The sequence below is a fragment of the Nocardia sp. NPDC003183 genome (genome assembly GCF_053590715.1).
This window is the reverse complement of sequence record NZ_JBSFTG010000014.1, coordinates 29823-49290: the sequence shown is the minus strand read 5'-3', so window position 1 is coordinate 49290 and position 19468 is coordinate 29823. Positions and strand designations below refer to the sequence as shown.

Annotated in this window: 21 protein-coding genes; 10 read left to right on the top strand and 11 right to left on the bottom strand. The window is 67.7% G+C overall.

Features of this window, described 5'->3' with window-relative positions; translation table 11 throughout:
- Positions 1-2 precede the first annotated feature (2 nt).
- The 3 genes from ACWDXS_RS28695 (at position 3) to ACWDXS_RS28685 (ending at position 2100) form a co-directional block, all read left to right on the top strand.
- Positions 3-602: a GTP-binding protein gene (locus ACWDXS_RS28695; RefSeq protein WP_266295760.1), complete on the top strand. Its 600-nt coding sequence runs from the start codon at positions 3-5 to the stop codon at positions 600-602.
- Entirely contained in the window at positions 595-1371 is a 777-nt protein-coding gene (locus ACWDXS_RS28690; RefSeq protein WP_378993267.1) for an MHYT domain-containing protein, read from the top strand. The genes ACWDXS_RS28695 and ACWDXS_RS28690 overlap by 8 nt, the downstream gene beginning before the upstream one ends.
- Positions 1372-1875: 504 nt before the next feature.
- Positions 1876-2100 (top strand): hypothetical protein, encoded by a 225-nt coding sequence (locus tag ACWDXS_RS28685; protein ID WP_336084385.1) that lies wholly within the window; start codon positions 1876-1878, stop codon positions 2098-2100.
- A 76-nt stretch (positions 2101-2176) separates the two neighbouring features.
- Here ACWDXS_RS28685 and rpmF read toward each other — a convergent pair whose 3' ends face one another.
- From rpmF to mrf, 3 genes are read right to left on the bottom strand one after another with little or no spacing between them, the layout of a single operon-like run.
- A complete protein-coding gene (rpmF, locus tag ACWDXS_RS28680) occupies positions 2177-2350 on the bottom strand; it encodes a 50S ribosomal protein L32 (RefSeq protein ID WP_378635926.1) in 174 nt (57 codons plus the stop codon).
- A gap of 3 nt (positions 2351-2353) precedes the next feature.
- Entirely contained in the window at positions 2354-2620 is a 267-nt protein-coding gene (locus ACWDXS_RS28675) for a type B 50S ribosomal protein L31 (protein WP_449970330.1), read from the bottom strand.
- The gene (gene mrf / locus ACWDXS_RS28670) at positions 2617-3921 is read right to left on the bottom strand and encodes a ribosome hibernation factor-recruiting GTPase MRF (RefSeq protein ID WP_449970327.1); all 1305 of its coding nucleotides are present in this window, start codon (positions 3919-3921) and stop codon (positions 2617-2619) included. Before mrf ends, ACWDXS_RS28675 begins: the two co-directional genes overlap by 4 nt.
- 103 nt (positions 3922-4024) lie before the next feature.
- On the opposite strand from mrf, the gene rpmB reads away from it, so the two are divergent.
- Genes rpmB through rpsR form a run of 4 tightly spaced genes read left to right on the top strand, consistent with a single transcriptional unit; the run spans position 4025 to position 5040 of the window.
- The gene (gene rpmB, locus ACWDXS_RS28665) at positions 4025-4261 is read left to right on the top strand and encodes a 50S ribosomal protein L28 (protein WP_194826729.1); all 237 of its coding nucleotides are present in this window, start codon (positions 4025-4027) and stop codon (positions 4259-4261) included.
- A 9-nt stretch (positions 4262-4270) separates the two neighbouring features.
- Positions 4271-4441, top strand: coding sequence for a 50S ribosomal protein L33 (gene rpmG / locus ACWDXS_RS28660; RefSeq protein ID WP_449970324.1), 171 nt, complete (start codon positions 4271-4273; stop codon positions 4439-4441).
- The gene (rpsN, locus tag ACWDXS_RS28655) at positions 4441-4746 is read left to right on the top strand and encodes a 30S ribosomal protein S14 (protein WP_378993269.1); all 306 of its coding nucleotides are present in this window, start codon (positions 4441-4443) and stop codon (positions 4744-4746) included. Before rpmG ends, rpsN begins: the two co-directional genes overlap by 1 nt.
- Before the next feature lie 36 nt (positions 4747-4782).
- Positions 4783-5040 (top strand): 30S ribosomal protein S18, encoded by a 258-nt coding sequence (rpsR, locus tag ACWDXS_RS28650; protein WP_067449582.1) that lies wholly within the window; start codon positions 4783-4785, stop codon positions 5038-5040.
- A gap of 59 nt (positions 5041-5099) precedes the next feature.
- On the opposite strand, the gene ACWDXS_RS28645 is transcribed toward rpsR, so the two are convergent.
- Positions 5100-5657, bottom strand: coding sequence for a LysM peptidoglycan-binding domain-containing protein (locus ACWDXS_RS28645; protein WP_378635915.1), 558 nt, complete (start codon positions 5655-5657; stop codon positions 5100-5102).
- A gap of 170 nt (positions 5658-5827) precedes the next feature.
- Here ACWDXS_RS28645 and ACWDXS_RS28640 point away from each other — a divergent pair, with 170 nt between their 5' ends.
- Positions 5828-6271: a hypothetical protein gene (locus tag ACWDXS_RS28640; RefSeq protein WP_378993271.1), complete on the top strand. Its 444-nt coding sequence runs from the start codon at positions 5828-5830 to the stop codon at positions 6269-6271.
- Between the two features lie 54 nt (positions 6272-6325).
- Here the strand turns inward: ACWDXS_RS28640 and purH are convergent, their stop codons facing one another.
- The 6 genes from purH to sucC form a co-directional block, all read right to left on the bottom strand.
- Complete coding sequence (gene purH / locus ACWDXS_RS28635) at positions 6326-7891, bottom strand: bifunctional phosphoribosylaminoimidazolecarboxamide formyltransferase/IMP cyclohydrolase (RefSeq protein WP_449970317.1); 1566 nt, start codon at positions 7889-7891, stop codon at positions 6326-6328.
- Positions 7884-8564, bottom strand: a complete 681-nt coding sequence (purN, locus tag ACWDXS_RS28630) for a phosphoribosylglycinamide formyltransferase (RefSeq protein WP_378636340.1) — start codon at positions 8562-8564, stop codon at positions 7884-7886. Before purN ends, purH begins: the two co-directional genes overlap by 8 nt.
- A 36-nt stretch (positions 8565-8600) precedes the next feature.
- Entirely contained in the window at positions 8601-10115 is a 1515-nt protein-coding gene (locus tag ACWDXS_RS28625) for a cell division protein PerM (RefSeq protein WP_449970314.1), read from the bottom strand.
- 114 nt (positions 10116-10229) lie between these two features.
- On the bottom strand, positions 10230-11264 hold the full coding sequence (locus ACWDXS_RS28620) for a DUF5336 domain-containing protein (RefSeq protein ID WP_449970311.1): 1035 nt from the start codon (positions 11262-11264) through the stop codon (positions 10230-10232).
- Between the two features lie 204 nt (positions 11265-11468).
- The gene (sucD, locus tag ACWDXS_RS28615) at positions 11469-12386 is read right to left on the bottom strand and encodes a succinate--CoA ligase subunit alpha (protein WP_378635903.1); all 918 of its coding nucleotides are present in this window, start codon (positions 12384-12386) and stop codon (positions 11469-11471) included.
- 12 nt (positions 12387-12398) lie between these two features.
- Positions 12399-13568 carry an ADP-forming succinate--CoA ligase subunit beta gene (gene sucC, locus ACWDXS_RS28610; protein WP_449970307.1) on the bottom strand — a complete coding sequence of 390 codons (1170 nt, stop codon included), beginning with the start codon at positions 13566-13568 and terminating at the stop codon, positions 12399-12401.
- Positions 13569-14085: 517 nt separating this feature from the next.
- Here sucC and ACWDXS_RS28605 point away from each other — a divergent pair.
- Complete coding sequence (locus ACWDXS_RS28605; RefSeq protein WP_378993280.1) at positions 14086-15126, top strand: M23 family metallopeptidase; 1041 nt, start codon at positions 14086-14088, stop codon at positions 15124-15126.
- A 226-nt stretch (positions 15127-15352) separates the two neighbouring features.
- On the top strand, positions 15353-16732 hold the full coding sequence (locus ACWDXS_RS28600) for a DUF1731 domain-containing protein (RefSeq protein ID WP_449970304.1): 1380 nt from the start codon (positions 15353-15355) through the stop codon (positions 16730-16732).
- A gap of 52 nt (positions 16733-16784) precedes the next feature.
- Here the strand turns inward: ACWDXS_RS28600 and ACWDXS_RS28595 are convergent, their stop codons facing one another.
- Complete coding sequence (locus ACWDXS_RS28595) at positions 16785-19367, bottom strand: UvrD-helicase domain-containing protein (protein WP_378993282.1); 2583 nt, start codon at positions 19365-19367, stop codon at positions 16785-16787.
- Positions 19368-19468: the final 101 nt, after the last annotated feature.

Genomic DNA, 19468 nt, shown 5'->3' with positions numbered 1-19468 from the left:
GCATGCGCCCGCCGGCACAAGAACAACGGGTCGCGTCGACCAAGATCGTCGTAGCGGGCGGATTCGGCGCCGGTAAAACGACTTTCGTCGGTGCGGTGTCGGAGATCGTGCCGCTGCGCACCGAGGCGATGGTGACCCATTTCTCCGACGGCATCGACGATCTCGCCGAGACGCCGGAAAAAGAAACCACCACCGTGGCCATGGACTTCGGGCGCATCGTGCTGCCCGGCAACCTGGTGCTCTACCTGTTCGGCACCCCGGGCCAGAAGCGCTTCTGGTTCATGTGGGACGACCTGATCCGGGGCGCCATCGGCGCGGTGGTGCTGATCGACACCCGCAGGCTGGAAGACAGTTTCGCCGCCGTCGACTTCTTCGAGGCGCGTGGACTGCCGTTCCTGATCGCGGTGAACCGCTTCCCCAACGCTCCGCGCTTCCCCATCGCCGAACTGCGCGAAGCGCTCTCGGTGCGCGAGGGCATCCCGATCGTCGACATCGACGCGCGCAATGCCGTCGAGGTCCGTCAGGCACTGGCGGCGGTGACCGAATACGCCATCGCCCAGCTCGAGCCGCAGCAGTTCGAAGGAGCGGGCAGGCGTGCCTGATCTGCTCGCCGCGACCGGTGCCGAGACATTCGCGCACGGCACCGGGATCGCGTGGCTCGCGTTGGACCTGTCGGCGCTCGGCGCGCTGGTGGCGTTCGCCTGTATCCGGCATGCGAAGTACTCGATCCGGTTCCGGCTGATCTGGCTGACGATGGCCGCGGTCTCGCTCGGCGGGGTCGGGCTGTGGCTGGCGAATTCCGTCGCGCTGCTGGCGATGCGGGTGAACGACAGCACGATGCGCTACAACGTCGCGCTCGGTGCGGCGGCACTGGCCATCGCGGTGGTCGGCGTCCTGGCCGGATTGCTGATCAGTGGCCGGACCCCCCAGGTGCCGCGGCTGATCATCGGTGGGCTGACGATGGGGTTGAGCATCGGACTGTCGACCTATCTGACCCTCGACGCGCTCGCCGTGCAGGGCACCGTCGACGAGTCACTCGGCCTCATCGGGGTGTCGGTGCTGGTGTCGATGGCGCTGTGCACCGCGACCCTGTGGGTATCGCAGGTGGTCCGGCGGGTGCCGATGCGGGTGCTGGTGTCGGTGCTGTTCGCGCTCGGCGTCGCGGCGGTGTATTACACGGCCATCGCCGCGCTGAGCTTCTCGATCGATCCGGGTATCCGGACACCGGCCGGGATGCCACTGTTCGACCTGGTGTTCCCGATGTTCGTGATCGGTGCGCTCGGCCTGACCGTGCCGATCACCGCGGTGCTGGTGGCGCCGGATCGACGCGATGTCGCGGTCCCGGTGCGTCAGCCCGTTCCGGCCCGTTGACCGCAACCAGCTAACGTCCGGTTTGTCGGAATATTTCCGGTCTTCCGCCCCGCTGATCCGAGCTCTCGCAACCTGCGGCGAACTGCCGCGAAAACCGCCTCTGAAGTGGCGATGAGCGGGTTCCCCATACTCGGGGAACCCGCCCTCCCGCACGAGAGTACATACCTGTGAGGGACTCCGCATCAGTGGTTCGGGAATTTTCTTGTGGCGAAAAACAAACCGAGAGTTGGTAATTCGACCGTCAGCAAATACCCCGCAAGCCCTTGCGCGCGTTCCTGCCAAGTGGCATGCATCACACGGTTAACGGGGCGGTTGCCCCACACCCTCCCCTAGGGCCCTGAACAGGCAGAACAGCACCGCAGTAAGTCCCCTGGACAGATGGCAGGGCAGAACGAACCGCCGAGCCCCCGGAAGCCCACCACCTGGTGCGCCAACCGAGTTATGGTCGCTGATGGGCGCATCCGTCTCGCCCGGCACATCCAAGGTTCGTTCGAAGGAGTTCGCATGGCCGTCAACGTGGTGCTCGACAAAGTCCTCGACAAGGAATTCGAGAACAAGACGCTCGCCGAAATTCTCGCCGCGCCCCCGTCGGCGCTGGCCGGCCTCACCGAGGCGCACGACAAGCAACTGCTCGAGGCGCTGAAGATCAAGACCATCGCCGACCTGGGCAACAACAAGTTCTTCCAGCTCGCCGCGACCCTCGTAGCGCTGGCCGAACGAGAAGGATGACGCGGGCCGCAAACCCAGGGCGGTAGAGACAGGCAACGGCCTGCCGGGCGGTTCCGGCAGGCCGTTGTCGTCGGCGTCAGAGCCGGGCGGGGTCGATCATGCCCTTGCGGACGGCGTTGACGATACGGCGTGGCACTCGGTACTCGACACCGCCCACTGTCACCGGGACCAGCTGCGGGACTTCCGCTTTCCACTGCGCGCGTCTGCTTCGGGTGTTCGAGCGCGACATTCTGCGCTTGGGGACCGCCATGATTCAGCCTTCCTTGCCTGCGCGCGAGCGCTTTCCGTACTTGCGCTCGAACTTCTCGACCCGGCCCTGGGTGTCGAGGTTGCGGGCGGTGCCCGTCCAGAACGGGTGCGAATCCGAGGTCACGTCGACCAGCATGAGCGGGTAGGTGTTCCCGTCGGCCCATTCGATCGTGCGGTCGCTGTTCGCGGTCGACCTGGTCAGGAACTGCTTGCCGGTGCTCGCGTCCTCGAACACGACGGGGTGGTAGTCGGGGTGGATGTCCGCTTTCATGCCGTTTCTCCTCTCGGGTTTGTGCGCTCGCTCGCCGAGGCCGTTGCCTCGGTGGGATCGGCGCAGGGATCTTGATGCCAGTCGCCGAAGGGGTCCTCCCACAACGCGACTCGTTCCGGCGCCCGGTCGACGAGCAGCAGTTCGTCGTCCTCGACCAGCGCCCAGTGCAGGGCGTGCCGGATCTCGGCGGGGTCCGCGTCGTGAGCCAGGATCACCAGCGACACATCGCGATCGCCGAATCGCTCGTCCCAGCCCAGCGCGCCCATCGCCCGCCGATCCGGGTCGGCGCCGGCCTGTTCCTCGGCGCTCATCGCGGCCAGCCAGCGACCGGCGCCGCCGACCCGCAGCCCGCCACCGGCCGACTCGAGCCAGACCACGTGGTCGGGCTGGGTCGCCAGCCAGATCCGGCCGCGGGCGGTGACCACGCCGTCGAGGAGTACGTCGAGGGCTTCGTGCAGCCGCTCGGGATGAAACGGCCTGCGCGCGGCGAATTCGACGATCGAGACGCCGCAGTCGGTGCTCAGCGGCGGCTGTCCCCGCAGCAGCGGTGCGTGCGCGTCGAAGATCCGGCCCCGGCGTGAGTCCGCGGGCACGCGGGTCAGCAGCGCACCGATCTCGATGGCGTCGAAGCCGGACAGGTCGGGCAGCCAGGCGACCGGCGCCGCGGGTGCGAGGCGGGCGAGCACGGCTGCCAGCCGCTCGTGATCGAGCGCGTCGGCGCCCGCGGTGAGTACCACCAGCGCGTCGGCGAAGTCGACCTGGCCGACAGCCACCTGCGCGACCGTGCGCTCGTCGTCGGCCGAGGCGAGCCCGCGATCGGCCAGCACCTCGTCACCGGTGGCATCGGCGAGCCACTGCTGCCCGTCCAGGCAGGTCAGCACGGCTTCGATCCGCACGCTGCGGCCCGCGGGCCCGTCGACACGATCGGCCACCCCGCTGACCTCGACATGCTCGATCGCGTGGCACAGCGCCTCCGCCTCGATGCCGGGATCCAGCGCGAGCACGATCCGCTCGACGTGATCGCGGGTGGCGAGCGTGCACAGCATCGGCAGCAGATCGGCGCGCAACGTGCACGACACGCACCCGTGCGCCAGTTCGAGCACCGTGGTGCTCACGTTGCCCGCGGTCCGCACCGTGCGCCGCACCACGCCTTCACGTAGCTCGGCGAGGTCGTGATGCACCACCACGGTGCCCGCGTCCTCGCTCAGCGTCGCCGCGATGTGCTCGACGCCGCCCATGGCGGGTCCGGAGAAGCCGGCCAGCAGCACCACGGGCGTTCTCCGGTCTGACTGGTCCAGCACCCGATACCCCTTTCGACAATGATTTTCATTTACCTCACGGCGACTGTACAGTGCGGAATAATCGTTGTCGAAAATGGTTGTCATAACCATGGAAGGAGGTCGCATGTCGGCCCACTGCCAGGTCACCGGTCGCAAGCCCGGCTTCGGAAAAGCCGTCTCCCACTCGCACCGGCGCACCAACCGACGCTGGAACCCCAACATCCAGCACAAGACCTACTACCTGCCCAGCGAGGGCCGCCGCATCACGCTGACGGTCTCCACCAAGGGCATCAAGACCATCGACCGCGACGGGATCGAGGCCGTGGTGGCCCGCATCCGCGCTCGTGGGGACAAGATCTAGGAGCTGAACATGGCCTCGAAAGCGACCGATATCCGGCCGATCGTCAAGCTGAAGTCCAGCGCGGACACCGGCTTCACCTACGTCACCCGCAAGAACCGCCGCAACGACCCCGACCGGCTGGTTCTGCGCAAGTACGACCCCGTCGTGCGCCGCCACGTCGACTTCCGGGAAGAGCGCTGATGGCGAAGAAATCCAAGATCGCCCGCAACGAGCAGCGGCGCGAGATCGTCGAACGGTTCGCGGCCCGGCGCGCCGAGCTCAAGGAGATCATCCGCAAGCCGAGCACCGGCGAGGCCGAACGCTCGGCCGCCCAGGCCGAACTGCGCAACCAGCCACGCAATGCCAGTCCGGTACGATTGCGCAATCGGGACGCTGCTGACGGCCGCCCACGCGGCTATCTCCGCAAGTTCGGCCTCTCCCGTGTTCGTGTGCGCGAGATGGCCCATCGGGGTGAGCTTCCCGGGGTCCACAAATCGAGCTGGTAGAGACTCCCCAAACTGATTCGTGAGAAGGAATATCCCATGGCAGTGAAGCGAGCACCGTCCAAGAAGGCACGCGCCGACCAGGGGCGTAAGCCGAAGAAGAATCCGCTGATCGCCGCGGGCATCGAGTACGTCGACTACAAAGACGTCAACCTGCTGCGGACCTTCATCTCCGATCGCGGCAAGATCCGCAGCCGCCGCGTCACCGGCCTGACCCCGCAGCAGCAGCGTCAGGTCGCCGTCGCGGTGAAGAACGCGCGCGAGATGGCGTTGCTGCCGTTCACCACCACCAAGTAGCGCCGTGAACACGAGAATGGCCCCGAAGCTGTTGCCTCGGGGCCACTTTCGTCTGCGCCTTACGGGATGGTCAGTACCTGACCGGCGTTGATCAGATCCGGATTGTCGATACCGGAGGCCGCGGCGATCTCCTGGTAGCGGTTGCCGTCACCGTAGAAGCGCTCCGAGATCGCCCACAGGGTGTCGCCCGACTCGACCGTGTAGGTCTGCGCGGCCGGCGGCGGCGGGACCTCCTCGGCGATCGGGGCCGCCGCGACCGGCTCCGGCGCGGGCAGCGGGTTGTCGGTATTGGTGGCGGTGGCCCACGCGACCGAGCCGTCGGTGCCGTAGAGCACCACGTTGCGGTCGGGCTGCACGACCAGCTTCTCGACGTTCTTGCCGCTGGTGTCGGTCGCCCAGATACGCGCGCCGCCACCGCTGTAGACGACGAAGTCGCCGTCGTGCTGCAGGGCCGCGCGCTGCGCGTCCTGCCCGTGCGTCATGGCGGCCCAGACGACATTGCCGTCGGGCTCGGTCAGCACCAGGTTGCCATCCGGCTGCAGAGCCAGGGTGTACGCACCGCCGGTCAGGGACTGCCCCAGTCCCAGTTCTTCGCCTACGCGCAGCGTGTCGGCCACGTTGTTCCTTTCGAAGATCGCCAATTGCTTCAGCCCAACAGAAGATGCCGGCCGATTGCCGCAGAGCCGCATCGAAGCCGAATGTAGTCGCCGCGGCCGGGAAATGGAGGAGTTATGCGCAGGGTTCGCGGAAAGTTCACGGCCGGGCCGCGCCGTCTAGGGTCGACACCATGAGAACGATGTCGCGCTACACCGCCGCCGCGGCAGCCGTGGCCGTGCTGATCGCACCGCTCACCGCCTGCGGATCCTCGGATGATGCTGCGCCCCAACCGAATACGTCGACCACGAACACCCGGCCCGAAGACCCGAACCCCGGCATCGGGCAGCCCTTCACCGCGGATCCCACCCTCGTCAACCCGCACCCGATCCCGTTCACGTCCTGGAACCGGCTGAGCGAGAACAAGATCAGCGTCAACTTCCAGACCGGCAACCCCGAGTGCTACGCCGTGGACGCCTCCGTCACCGAAACCGCCGAGGTGGTCACCGTATCCCTGCGCTCCGGGACCCGAGCGGACTCCGTGAACAAGATGTGCACCATGAACGCCGTCTTCGGCACCTTGGAAATCCCCTTGAGTTCCCCGCTGGGCAGCCGCGAGGTAGTCGACGCCGGATAGCCGAAACGGGTGCCGCACCGAGGATTCGGCGCGGCACCCGTTTCGGGTTCGGACTCAGTGAGCGAAGTGACGTGCGCCCGTCAGGTACAGGGTGACGCCGGCTTCCTTGCAGAGTTCGATGGTGTCCTTGTCGCGGATCGAACCGCCGGGCTGCACGATCGCGCGAACACCCGCGGCCACCAGGATCTCCGGCCCGTCCGAGAACGGGAAGAAGGCGTCGGAGGCGGCGACGGAACCCTTCGCACGCTCACCCGCGCGCTCGACGGCGAGCTTGCAGGAATCGACACGGTTGACCTGGCCCATGCCGACGCCGACCGCGGCGCCGTCCTCGGCGAGCAGGATCGCGTTCGACTTCACCGAACGGCATGCGCGCCAGGCGAATTCGAGGTCGGCCAGGGTGGTGACGTCGGCCGGGTCGCCCGCGGCGAGAGTCCAGTTGACCGGATCATCGCCCTCGGCATCGAGAACGTCGCGGTCCTGCAGCAGCGCACCGCCGCTGATCGGGCGCAGCTCCACGCCCTTGCGCTGCGGCGCGTCGGCCACCAGCACGCGCACGTTCTTCTTGCGCTGCAACACTTCCACGGCACCGGCCGCGTACCCGGGGGCGATGATCACCTCGGTGAAGATCTCGGCGACCTGCTCGGCCATCTCGACGCTCACCTCACGGTTGGCCGCGATCACGCCACCGTAGGCACTCACCGGGTCGGTGGCATGCGCCTTGCGGTGCGCCTCGGCGATATCGCCCGCCACGGCGATGCCACACGGGTTGGCGTGCTTGATCACCGCGACCGCGGGCTCGTCGAAGTCGAACGCGGCCCGCCAGGCGGCGTCACCGTCGGTGTAGTTGTTGTACGACATCTCCTTGCCGTGCAACTGCTTCGCCTGCGCGATCCCGACCGTGCCGTCGTTGCTGGTGTACAGCGCGGCGGCCTGGTGCGGGTTCTCGCCGTAGCGCAGCACCGCGGCGCGCTCCCACGAACCGGCGACCCAGCCGGGGAACTGCTCGGTCTCCTCGGCGACGGCGGGCACGGCGACCGAGCCCATCCAGCTCGCGACGGCCACGTCGTAGCTCGCGGTGTGCTGGAAGGCCTTGGCGGCCAGCGCGGTCCGCTCGGCGAGGGTGAACCCGCCGGACTTCACCGCGGCGAGCACGTCGTCGTAGTCGGTGACGTCGACGACCACACCCACCGACGGGTGATTCTTCGCCGCGGCACGCACCATCGACGGCCCGCCGATATCGATCTGCTCGACGCACTCGTCCACGCTCGCGCCACTGGCCACGGTCTGGGTGAACGGGTACAGGTTCACCACCACCAGCTGGAACGCCTCGACACCGAGTTCCACGAGCTGCTCGACATGCTCGGCACGACGGGTGTCGGCCAGGATGCCCGCGTGCACGCGCGGATGCAGCGTCTTGACCCGGCCGTCAAGGGTCTCCGGGAACCCGGTCAGATCCTCGACCTTGGTGACCGGAATCCCGGCCTCGGCGATCTTGCCCGCGGTTGACCCCGTCGACACCAGCTCCACACCGGCCGCGTGCAGCCCGGTGGCGAGCTCGACGAGCCCGGTCTTGTCGTAGACGCTCACCAGCGCCCTCTGGATCGCCTTACGTTCACTCACCGGCGTGCTCGCTCACTGGTATTTCTGCCTTTCGTCCGTCGGAGACAATGCCTCGCGTCGCGACGGCGGCGATGACCTCCGCCAGTAACCGTCGCTCGACAACCTTGATGCGCTCCTGCAGCGTGTCCTCGTCGTCGCCGGGCATCACGGCGACCGCTTCCTGCGCGAGGACCGGGCCGGTGTCCACGCCCGCGTCGACCAGGTGCACGGTGCAGCCGGTGACCTTGACGCCGTAGGCGAGCGCGTCACGCACCCCGTGCGCGCCGGGGAACGACGGCAGCAGCGCGGGATGGGTGTTGATGAGACGACCGCCGAAACGTTCCATGAACGCGGGGCCGAGGATTTTCATGAAGCCGGCCAGGACCACCAGATCGGGCTTGTGCGCGTCGACGGCCTCGGTGAGGGCGACGTTCCAGGCGTCCCGGTCGGAATAGTCTTTGAGCCCCACCTTGAAGTGCGGCACACCGGCGGCCTCGGCGTGCGCGGTGGCCGGGCAGTCCCGGTCGACACCGACGGCCACGATCTGCGCCGGGTAGCCGGGCTCGCGTGCGGCGGCCAGCAGTGCGTTGAGCAGCGAGCCGGTGCCCGAGGCCAGAACGACGACGGTGGCCGGTGTTCTGGCGGGCTTCCACGGGGCAAACGAGGACGTCAGCGCTCTACTCCTGCGTGTGATCGGGCGGCGGCGATGGCGACAGGCGCCGGGTCGAGCTTAGCGACCGGGGGTCTTGTCCTCGTCCGGCAGGTCCGACTCGACCACTTCGACGTCGACGATGTCGTCGGCGGGCTCGTCGGTCGAGCCGGGCGCGGCGATGCTCACTTCGAGGTCGTCGTCGAAGTCCTCGACCAGTTCGCCGTCGACTTCGACTGCGGGATCGTCGTATTCGACAGCATCGGCGTACTCGTCGGGATCGTCGTCCTCGTCGTCGTACTCGTCCTCGTCGTAGTAGTCGTAGTCCTCGTAGTCGTCTGCGTCGTCGTAGTCGTCGTACACCTCGGCCGGCGCGGTCGGTGCCAGGAAGCGGCGGGCGAACACCATGCCGACGAAGCCGCCGAAACCGAACCAGGTGACCATCAGCACGACCAGCATCAGCAGATCGACGCCCACCCACCCGACGGCGCCGAGCTGACCGCTGCCGAGGATCGCGAGCATCAGGAACGTCAGCGTGGACAGCGCGGCGCAGGTGAGCGTCGCCCACGGCGCGCCGGGCCGGTCATCGCTGGTGCGGCCGAGTTCGATCCCGCCGAGCACGCCGACGGCGAGCGGGACCAGCAGCAGCGCCGCCCACCACGGGGACGCGGGGCCTTCCGGCACGGGGATCAGCGCGGGCAGCACCGGCATGTGCCCGCCGGTCACGCCGAACAGCCCGACCGAGCCCGCTCCGAACAGCACCGCGGCGCCGCTGAGGATCCCCGCCGCGCCGATCACCACATTCGGCAGATAGAGCAGGGAAAGCAAGGTCATACCCAGCACGTCGGTGACGTTGTGGGCCTGCTGGAAGGCACCGTCGAGCCGGGACAGATGCGCGAAGAAGGAGATCACGGTGGCCAGCACGGCGCAGCCGAGCATGCGCAACACGGTGCGACGCGCCGCGCGGGCGCCGAGGACCGCCCATTCCGGGATCTCGATCGGCACCAGCGCGCACACCGAACTCCACGCCCGGCCGGCGATCCCGGCGGCGGCCGCGAACAGATACAGCACGAACACCCAGCCGAACGCCGCGATCGGACCCGAGGATTCGAGCGGGGTGACACCCGCGGCATCGCCGGTGACCGCGAGGCAGACGGCTGTCATCAGCAGCGGTCCGGCCAGCACGGCACCGGTCAACCAGCCCAGCTCGACGGGAGTCGGGCGGTTCGGAACGGCCCGCGCGCATTCGCGGGCGGCCAGCCAGACCAGCACGGCCGTCGGCGCCAGCGGCAGCAGGCCGAGGGTCGTCCTGCCGACCGTGAGCGGAACCTGGTGGGCGGCAAGCCACGTCGCGGCGACCGCGGCGGGCGCACTGGTGAGATCGGTGCCGGTGGTGAGCATGACCACGAGGACGAGCAGCACCGTCGCCGCCAAGGCGGTGATCGTCGGCCTCGCCGCGACCAGCAGCAGGGTTCGCGCCCGCTCGGGCGAGAGCGACCACCAGCCGGGCTCCTGCCCGGGCGGTGATGCGGCGACTGTCTCCCCGGTGCCGCGTGACCCGGAGGTCCGGCGCACGAGGGCGTTACGGGAGCTCATGACAATTCAGCGTGGCAGCTTCCCCGGCGGCCGCGGGTCAGGCGCGCCGCGAGCCCACAGGCGTACCTGTGGGCTCGCGATCGAACCTGAACCACCGTGCGGCAGCCGTCGGTTTTACTTGTTGTCGTCGTTCGGACGGAACGCGGTGGTCGCATCGGCCGCCGGGTCGGCGGTCTGCTCGCCACCGAACGGCTGCGGCTGACCGGGCGACGACGGCTGTGCGCCACCGTAGGTCGGCGCACCGAACGGCTGGCCCTGCTGCTGCCCGCCGAACGTCTGCGTCGCGCTCTCGTCGGGACGCGGCTGTGCCTGCGGCGCCGCACCATACGGCGAGGGCTGCTGCTGCGCCTGCGGGGCACCGTACTGCTGGCCGTACGGCGACTGCTGTGCCGGCTGACCGTAGGACTGCTGGCCCGGCTGGCCGTAGGTCGGCTGCTGCGCCTGCGGCACCGACGGCTGGCTCTGCTGGCCGTACGGCGACGGCGACTGCGTCGGGTACTGCCCACCGGTCTGGGCCTGGCCGTAACCGGTCTGCCCGTAGGGCTGCTGGCCGGTGCTCTGGCCGTAGCCCTGCTGGCCGTAACCCTGCTGGGCGTACTGGCCGTACTGGTTCTGCTGCTGTTGCGGCTGGGCCGGTTTCGGCGCCGGCACCTTGATGATGCCGAGCCCGAACAGCAATGCCAGCACCAGCAGCACGGCGACGATGAACGAGAACGCGGCCACCGCGAACGCGCCCCACTGCAGTTCCATGCCCTCGCCCACGCTGATCAGCGAGACCACGACGCCGAGGAACGAGGCCACGGCCAGTGCCGCGGCGACGCCGAGAACGTTCTGCTTGGGTAGCAACGACAGCCCGGCCAGCAAGGCGGCGGCCAGGATCAGCGTCGCGAGGGCGCCGCTGCTCGACTCGAACATGCTGCCGGTGGTGGTCTCACGCAGCGCGGTGAAGCCGACATACGGCGCGAAGCCGAGGAGGAAGGTGACGACGCCGAGTCCGGCGGCGGCCGCGGTCAGGATGAACGGCAGTCCTTTGCCATCCGAACCGGTCGCGGTCGATGGCGAAGCCGCGGCGGCTCCGGTACTCGGGCCCTGAGGCGCGGCGGGTGTCGCGGGTGTGTTGTACCCGGAGCCCCCGGTCGGGTATGACATGTCTCGTCGTCTCCTTGTCGAGTCGTGCGCATCGGTCGCGTCGAACTGACTGGTGCCTGATCCGATACCTGACGCTACTGCACGCCACGGCCCCGGTCATCACCTACCGATGCAGGCTGTGGATAAACCACCGCCTGTGGATGAATCGACGAAGGCCGCCCAGGTTAAACCTGAAGGCGGCCTTCGACAGTGTGAGATTTCAGATCACGCAGAAGCGATGGACGCCTTCTCCAGGATCTCGCGAGCGAGCGCGGCGGTGGCGGACGGCGTCTTGCCGACCTTCACGCCTGCGGCCTCGAGCGCTTCCTGCTTGGCCTGCGCGGTGCCGCCACCACTGGAGACGATGGCGCCTGCGTGGCCCATGGTCTTACCCTCGGGCGCGGTGAAACCGGCGACGTAGCCGACGACCGGCTTGGTCACGTTGGCCTTGATGTACGCGGCCGCGCGTTCTTCGGCGTCGCCACCGATCTCGCCGATCATGACGATGATCTTGGTCTCGGGGTCCTTCTCGAACGCCTCGATGGCGTCGATGTGGGTGGTGCCGATGACCGGGTCGCCGCCGATGCCGATCGCGGTCGAGAAACCGAAATCACGCAGCTCGTACATCATCTGGTAGGTCAGGGTGCCCGACTTCGACACCAGGCCGATCGGGCCCTTGCCGGTGATGTTGTTCGGGGTGATGCCGACCAGCGCCTCGCCGGGGGTGATGATGCCGGGGCAGTTCGGGCCGATGATGCGGGTCTTCTCGCCCTTTTCGACGTTGTAGGCCCACGCGAAGGCGGAGTCCTGCACCGGGATGCCCTCGGTGATGACCACCAGCAGCGGGATCTCCGCGTCGATGGCCTCGATGATGGCGTCCTTGGAGAAGGCGGGCGGCACGAACGCGATGGAGGTGTCGGCGCCGGTCTTCTCGATCGCCTCGGCGACGGAGGCGAACACGGGCAGCTCGATCTCGTTGCCGTCTTTGTCGGTGTGCTTGACCGTGGTGCCGGCCTTGCGCGCGTTCACGCCGCCGACGACGTTGGTGCCCGCCTTCAGCATCAGCGCGGTGTGCTTGGTGCCCTCGCCGCCGGTGATGCCCTGGACGATGACCTTGTTGTCCTTGTTCAGGAAGATGGACATGTTCGCTGTTCCTTACTTGGCGCTGAAGGCGAGTTCGGCGGCCTTGTCGGCGCCCTCGTCCATGGTCTGGGCCAGCGTCACCAGCGGGTGGTTGGCCTCGGCGAGGATGCGGCGACCCTCTACGACGTTGTTGCCGTCCAGACGAACGACCAGCGGCTTGGTGGCCGCGTCACCGAGCACCTCGAGGGCGCCCACGATGCCGTTGGCGACCGCGTCACAGGCGGTGATGCCACCGAAGACGTTGACGAACACGCTCTTGACCTGCGCGTCGCCCAGGATGACGTCCAGGCCCGCGGCCATCACGGAAGCCGAAGCGCCGCCGCCGATGTCGAGGAAGTTGGCCGGCTTCACGCCGCCGTGGTTCTCACCGGCGTACGCGACGACGTCCAGGGTGGACATGACCAGACCGGCGCCGTTGCCGATGATGCCGACCTCACCGTCGAGCTTGACGTAGTTGAGGTCGTTTTCCTTGGCCTTGAGCTCGAGCGGGTCGGTCGCGTCGACGTCGGCGAACTCGAGGTGGTTGGGATGCCGGTACTCGGCGTTCTCGTCCAGGGTGACCTTGCCGTCGAGGGCGAGGATCTCGTCGTTGGGAGTGCGCACCAGCGGGTTGACCTCGACCAGGGTGGTGTCCTCGTTGACGAAGACCTCCCACAGCTTCTGGATGGTCACGGCCGCGGCGTCGAGCACGTCGGCGGGCAGGTGGCCCTTCTCCGCGATCTCACGGGCGAAGGCCAGGTCGACACCCTTGACGGCGTCGACGGCGATCTTGGCGAGGCGCTCGGGAGTCTTCTCCGCGACCTCTTCGATCTCCATGCCGCCCTCGACCGAACACATGGCCAGGTAGGTGCGGTTGGAGCGGTCGAGCAGGAAGGAGATGTAGTACTCCTCCGCGATGTCCTTGGCCTCGGCGACCAGGAGCTTCTTGACGATGTGGCCCTTGATGTCGAGGCCGAGGATGTTCTGCGCGTGCGTGAACGCGTCTTCCGGGGTGGCCGCGTACTTGACGCCGCCAGCCTTGCCGCGGCCGCCCACCTTGACCTGCGCCTTGACCATCACGGGCTTGCCGATTTCCTCGGCAATGGCGCGTGCTTCTTCGGCCGTGTCGCAAACACGACCCTCGGACGAAGGCACTCCGTGCTTAACGAAGAGCTCCTTCGCCTGATATTCGAAGAGATCCATGTACTCACCGTCTCGTCTGCGTTGCTATGACAACGTCTTTGTTGGCGGCCCGACGTCGGTAGCGGGTCGGATCGGACTGTAGCTAGTCACGGGGAGGGGTAAACGACCACGTTCATAGTAAGTGGCGCAGGTCACGACCCATAACGGGAGCCCCGGAAAACCGCTGGCCAAGGCTACTGGCGAGTAGTTTTTGGATGTTTCACAACGCCTTGGCAGGTCGGGCCGCCTAAAACCGGAACCCCCCGGCATCTACTACGTTATGTCGTCGACAGACCTCACCCGAGATGCCGGAAAACGGTGAGATATTCCATGGCGTTACGGTGACGAATGTCACACACGCGTGTAGGTTTTCAACCAGCGCTTGCCACTCTGCAATCGCTTCGTTACCGTCAATGCGGTCGAAGTCACAACCAGGTCACGACAACCAGGTCACGACTGGCAAGTCAGGACTGAGGAGGACGACAAGCTTGAGGTACTTCAGTACTCGCTTGGAACAGCTGGCGAATCGGCACGGCCGATGAACCACCGCTCCACCCTTCCAGTCGAAAATCGCACCAACTCCGGCCACCGTTACCGGTACGCCGACGAATACACGTCGCATCCGCAGGCCCGCCGGGCTCCCGCCGCCGCATGGCCGCAGACCGACGACGCGTGGCGCGACCAGAACTCGTGGTCCGACGACGCGGCGTGGACGCCCGCCGAGGACGAATGGACCGCGGACGAGTCCTATGACACCGGCACGTACGGCACCGACTGGGCGCCCGCGGCCGAAGAGACCACCGCGGAAGAATCCCCCGCGCCGCGCCGCGCCGAACGGCGTGGTGGCGCACACCGCGTCCCCGCACCGCCCGCCGCCCTGAAGGGCCGCGCCGCGGTCATCGCCGTCGCCGCCGGTGCGGTTGTCGCCGCAGGTCAGGCGGCCATGGCCGATCCGGGCCAGCCCGCGCACGGTATCGATTACGAGGCAGCGGGTCAGGTCCACGAGATCGCCGCCCAGTCCATGAGCACGGCTGACGTCGGCGACCCGGGCACCGGCGCGGCACCCCAGGTACTCGACGCCACCACCATCGCCGACAAGAACCACTTCGACGACATCCTGGCCAAGGGCGCCAAGTTCGCCGAAGACCTCGCCGCCCAGGAATCCGCCAAGCTGCGGCCCCTGTTCACCAAGTTCGCCGCGGGCAACTACACCTCCGGTTTCGGCGCCCGCTGGGGCGTCCAGCACCTCGGCATCGACGTCGCGGGACCGATCGGCACCCCGATCTACGCGGTCGCCGACGGCACCATCATCGAAGCGGGCCCGGCGTCCGGTTTCGGCATGTGGGTCCGTGTCCTGCACGACGACGGCACCGTCACCATCTACGGCCACATCGACACCGCCACGGTCTCGCAGGGCGAGCGCGTGATGGCGGGCGACCAGATCGCCACGATGGGCAACCGCGGATTCTCCACCGGCCCGCACTGCCACTTCGAGGTCTGGCTCAACGGCACCGACAAGATCGATCCGGTCCCGTGGCTGGCCACCCGCGGCATCAGCCTCGGCGCTCAGCGCGATTAGTGATCACCGGCAAGAACAGGTCCGCCTTCCCATGAATTCAGGCCGGACCTCAGTACTGGTCGGCTTGCTGTGACTGCCGTCGGGATGCCGACGCGTGGTCGGTGAAAACGACCGATCATCTTTCGTTCGCCCGGCTGTTGCGTAATCGAGGCAGCTTGCGGACGGTCTTGTTGCGTGACCAGCGGCACGCTTCCCCTGAGCAGGTGGCGGGGTTAGCGTTTCGGCTATGGCTGGTACGACGAAGTACACGCAGTTCATCGGGCTCGCACCGGAATTGGTGTGGGGGGTGCTCGGGGATCTCGAGCAGTGGCCGGAGTGGAACCCCGGGGTGCGGTCGGTGCGGATGCACGGGCCGGTTGCCGTCGGCGCCACCGGCGACTATCTCCCCGATGGCAAGGTCTCCGCGCGAATTCACGGGCGGTTCGCGGAACCGTTCACTGTCACCGTGTTCGAACCGAATCGTGAGCTCGGCATCGAGCAGCCCGAACCCGCGGGCACCATGCACCTCACCTGGCGGTTGACTCCGCGCGACGGCGGCACCGAGATCACCCAGGAACTGCGGTTCACCGGCCCTTCCGCCGCCGCGGCGCGCACCGTAGTCCGTCCGTTCATCGAAACCGATGCGCGCGTGAACTTCTCGCGGCTGGCCCGGCTGGCCGGACTGGCTCCCGTCGACGACGCGCTGAATGTCGTCATCGCCGGTGGCACCGGCGCGCTCGGTCTCCAGATCGCCGCCGATCTGACCTGCCGCGGACAACGTGTCACCCTGCTGACCCGCCGCCGCAACCCGGATCTGCCGTTCCGCCAGACCGAGTGGGACGGCCGCTCGGTCGGCTCCTGGTCCGCCGAACTGCGCGAACCAGGTCGTCTCGCGGTGATCAACCTCGCCGGGAAACTGGTCGACTGCAGGCCGACCGAACGCAATGTCGCCGAATTGCGCTCCAGCCGAGTCGATTCCACCACTGCTCTCGTCGCTGCGGCCCGCCTGCGCGACACCCCCGTCGACTACTGGGTCCAGGCGAGCACTACGGCCATCTGGTCCGACGCGGGCGAAACCCGGTGCACCGAAACAACTCCCCTGCCCGTCGGCCTCCCGCAGATGACCGGCGTCGCCCAGCCATGGGAGGAGGCGTTCGACCCCGCTCGCGCCGACCACTGGACGATCCTGCGCACCTCCATCGTCCTCGACCCCGACGCCCCCGCCCTCAAACGCCTGGGCCAGCTCACCAAGGCAGGTCTCGGCGGCCGCGTAGGCCCCGGCGATCAATGGTTCAGCTGGATCCACATCGAGGACTGGCTGGCCATCGTCCGCGCTTCCCTCGGCCTCGACCCCTCCGTCACCCTCCCCGACGGCATCCTCGTGGCCGCCACCGAATTCCCGGTCCGCAACACCGAACTCATGGCCACCCTCCGCCGAATCCTGCACCGCCCCCCATCACCCCCCACGCCGAAGGCCGTGCTCACCGTCGGCGCCGTCTTCCTCCGCACCGACCCAGCACTCGGCCTCACCGGCCGCCACGCCACCTCCGAAGTCCTCCACAAGGCCGGCTTCGACTTCCGCTACCCCACCCTCGACGAGGCCCTGACAGACCTGTTGCCCCACTGACCCGACCTGCGCCCACGCTCCGCATGCCGGGAGCGTGGGCGGGGGTCCACCATCACAACTTCACAATCGTCCGGCTGAACTGCGGAATCAGCCGAATCTTGCCCGCCGACCCGAAGTCGATGGTCACCGTAGCCAACGGCCCCACCCCATCGGCGGCCACAACCCGCCCCAACCCGTACTTGTCATCGGTAACCCGATCCCCCACGGCAAGAACCAGTTCGGTGTTGTTCCGCTTCACCGCCCCGCCCGGCGCGGGCCGGCGCTCGCCGGATCCACCACGCACACCCGGCCGCTGATCCCAGCCGCTCCCACTGGTCCAATCCCGATCGAACCCGCTGTCCTCACCCCGGCGCCGCCCGCGCTGCACCGGCGAGACAACCGGCTCCAATCTGCGCCAATCCAGCAGATGCTGCGGGATCTCCTGCAGGAAACGGGATTCCGGGTTCGACACCGGCTGCCCCCAGCCCGACCGCACCACAGCGCGCGAGAGATAGAGCCGCTGGCGAGCCCGCGTGATCCCCACGTAGGCCAGACGACGTTCCTCGGCCAGCTCGTTCGGGTCCCCCAGCGCCCGCATGTGCGGGAATTGCCCGTCCTCCCAGCCGGTCACGAAGACCACCGGGAATTCCAGCCCCTTGGCTGTGTGCAGCGTCATCATGGTGACCACGCCGGTGCCCTCATCGGGGATCTGATCCGTATCGGCGACCAGCGACACCCGCTCGAGGAACGCAGCCAGCGACCCTGGCTCGGGTTCGCCGTCGCCCGCCTCCGGCACCAGCCCTTCCTCACGGGCGGCCTCGGCGTTGTTGAATGCCTCGGAACTGAATTCGCGTGCGACGCTGACCAATTCGTTGAGGTTGTCGAGCCGCGCACCGTCCTGCGGATCGTCGGAGGCTTCCAATTCACCGCGATATCCGGTGCGGTCGAGCACCGCCTCGACGACATTGCCCACATCGGGATAGTCGCTGTCGGCCCGTTTTCCGGCCACCCGGATCTCGTCGAGCAGATCGAGGAATCCCGCGATGGCCCGCTGCGCGCGGGTATTCAGCAGGGCGACTTTGCCTTCGGCGGCATCACGCAGCGCCGCGGCGAAACCGATACCGCGCTGTTCGGCATGCACTGCCACGCACGCCTCCGCACGATCGCCGATCCCGCGACGTGGAGTGTTGAGAACGCGGCGCACACTCACCGCGTCTTCGGGATTCTCCAGCACGCGCAGGTAGGCAACCACGTCGCGCACTTCTTTGCGCTCGTAGAACCGCACACCACCGACGACCTTGTACGGCAGGCCCATGCGGATGAAGATCTCTTCCAGCGCACGCGAATTGTTGTTGGTGCGATAGAACACCGCCACGTCGCCGTAGTTGGCCTCGCCCGTGTCGACGAGCCGATCGATCTCCTTGGCGACGAAGGACGCTTCGTCGTGCTCGTTGTCGGCGACGTAGCCGGTGATCAGTTCACCTTCGCCGGAATCGGTCCACAGTTTCTTCTCGCGCCTGCCCTCGTTGCGCGCGATCACCGCATTGGCGGCGGACAGAATGTGCTGGGTGGAGCGGTAGTTCTGTTCCAGCAGAATGGTTTCCGCGTCCGGGAAGTCGCGTTCGAATTCCTCGATGTTGCGGATGGTGGCGCCACGGAACGCGTAGATGGACTGATCGGCGTCGCCGACCACACACAGCTCGCTCGGCTCGACCGCCTGCTCCTGCGCCGTACTGTGGTGCCCCACCAGCTCACGCACCAGCACATACTGGGCGTGGTTAGTGTCCTGGTACTCGTCGACCAGCACGTGCCGGAACCGGCGCCGGTAGTACTCGGCGACCTGGGGATGGTTCTGCAGCAGGGCCACCGTCTCGCCGATCAGATCGTCGAAGTCCATCGCGTTGGCCGTGCGCAGTCGCCGTTGGTACTCGGCGTAGACTCGGGCGACCAGCGCGGGCAGTTCGGTGTCGTCGGCTTCGGCGTCGGCGGCGGCCTTTTCCGGACCGATCAGTTCGTTCTTCAGATTCGAAATGGCGGTCGACAGCAAACGCGCCGAATACTTCTTCGTATCGATCTCGAAATCGCGACTGATCATCGTGAGCAACCGACGAGAATCGTCGGCGTCGTAGATCGAGAAATTCGAATTCAGGCCGGGCAGCAGGGCCGCCTGCATCCGCAGAATGCGCACACAGCTGGAATGGAAGGTCGACACCCACATGCTGGCCGCCCGCGGACCGACCAGCCCGGCGACCCGTTCCCGCATCTCGGCGGCGGCCTTGTTGGTGAAGGTGATGGCCAGGATCTCCCCGGTGCGGACGCCGCGCGCCGCGAGCAGATAGGCGATCCGGCGGGTGAGCACGGCGGTCTTGCCCGAGCCCGCGCCCGCCACGATCAGCAATGGGGAGCCCGCGTGCATCACCGCGGCACGCTGGGGCGGGTTGAGCCCGTCGAGCAGACGCTCGATCTCCTCGGCGCGCTGTTGTTCCCGCTCCTGACGACGCTGTGACTGGTCGGCGCTGTTTCTCGCCGCCGCCTGAGCCAGCGCGGACACGCCGGTGCCACCCCCGTCCCGAGGCGCTGGCACGGCACCCTTCGCCGCGGGCGCGGGTTCGCTGGGATCGGTGGCTGAGGCGTGGGGAGCGACCGTGATATCCATCGTGTGTCCACGCTACCGGCGGGCACCGACAAGCCGCGAACTGCCGCTACCACGATGACCGGACAGCGACAGCCGGGCAAACTTCCGGTGAACCCGGCCAG

What these genes read in the sequence shown, in the direction of transcription:
- ACWDXS_RS28695 (WP_266295760.1), top strand. Translation starts at nt 3, where the DNA reads ATGCGCCCGCCGGCACAAGAACAACGGGTCGCGTCGACCAAGATCGTC.
- ACWDXS_RS28685 (WP_336084385.1), top strand. Translation starts at nt 1,876, where the DNA reads ATGGCCGTCAACGTGGTGCTCGACAAAGTCCTCGACAAGGAATTCGAG.
- rpmF (WP_378635926.1), bottom strand. Translation starts at nt 2,350, where the DNA reads ATGGCGGTCCCCAAGCGCAGAATGTCGCGCTCGAACACCCGAAGCAGA.
- ACWDXS_RS28675 (WP_449970330.1), bottom strand. Translation starts at nt 2,620, where the DNA reads ATGAAAGCGGACATCCACCCCGACTACCACCCCGTCGTGTTCGAGGAC.
- rpmB (WP_194826729.1), top strand. Translation starts at nt 4,025, where the DNA reads ATGTCGGCCCACTGCCAGGTCACCGGTCGCAAGCCCGGCTTCGGAAAA.
- rpmG (WP_449970324.1), top strand. Translation starts at nt 4,271, where the DNA reads ATGGCCTCGAAAGCGACCGATATCCGGCCGATCGTCAAGCTGAAGTCC.
- rpsN (WP_378993269.1), top strand. Translation starts at nt 4,441, where the DNA reads ATGGCGAAGAAATCCAAGATCGCCCGCAACGAGCAGCGGCGCGAGATC.
- rpsR (WP_067449582.1), top strand. Translation starts at nt 4,783, where the DNA reads ATGGCAGTGAAGCGAGCACCGTCCAAGAAGGCACGCGCCGACCAGGGG.
- ACWDXS_RS28640 (WP_378993271.1), top strand. Translation starts at nt 5,828, where the DNA reads ATGAGAACGATGTCGCGCTACACCGCCGCCGCGGCAGCCGTGGCCGTG.
- ACWDXS_RS28625 (WP_449970314.1), bottom strand. Translation starts at nt 10,115, where the DNA reads ATGAGCTCCCGTAACGCCCTCGTGCGCCGGACCTCCGGGTCACGCGGC.
- ACWDXS_RS28620 (WP_449970311.1), bottom strand. Translation starts at nt 11,264, where the DNA reads ATGTCATACCCGACCGGGGGCTCCGGGTACAACACACCCGCGACACCC.
- sucD (WP_378635903.1), bottom strand. Translation starts at nt 12,386, where the DNA reads ATGTCCATCTTCCTGAACAAGGACAACAAGGTCATCGTCCAGGGCATC.
- sucC (WP_449970307.1), bottom strand. Translation starts at nt 13,568, where the DNA reads ATGGATCTCTTCGAATATCAGGCGAAGGAGCTCTTCGTTAAGCACGGA.
- ACWDXS_RS28605 (WP_378993280.1), top strand. Translation starts at nt 14,086, where the DNA reads ATGAACCACCGCTCCACCCTTCCAGTCGAAAATCGCACCAACTCCGGC.
- ACWDXS_RS28600 (WP_449970304.1), top strand. Translation starts at nt 15,353, where the DNA reads ATGGCTGGTACGACGAAGTACACGCAGTTCATCGGGCTCGCACCGGAA.
- ACWDXS_RS28595 (WP_378993282.1), bottom strand. Translation starts at nt 19,367, where the DNA reads ATGGATATCACGGTCGCTCCCCACGCCTCAGCCACCGATCCCAGCGAA.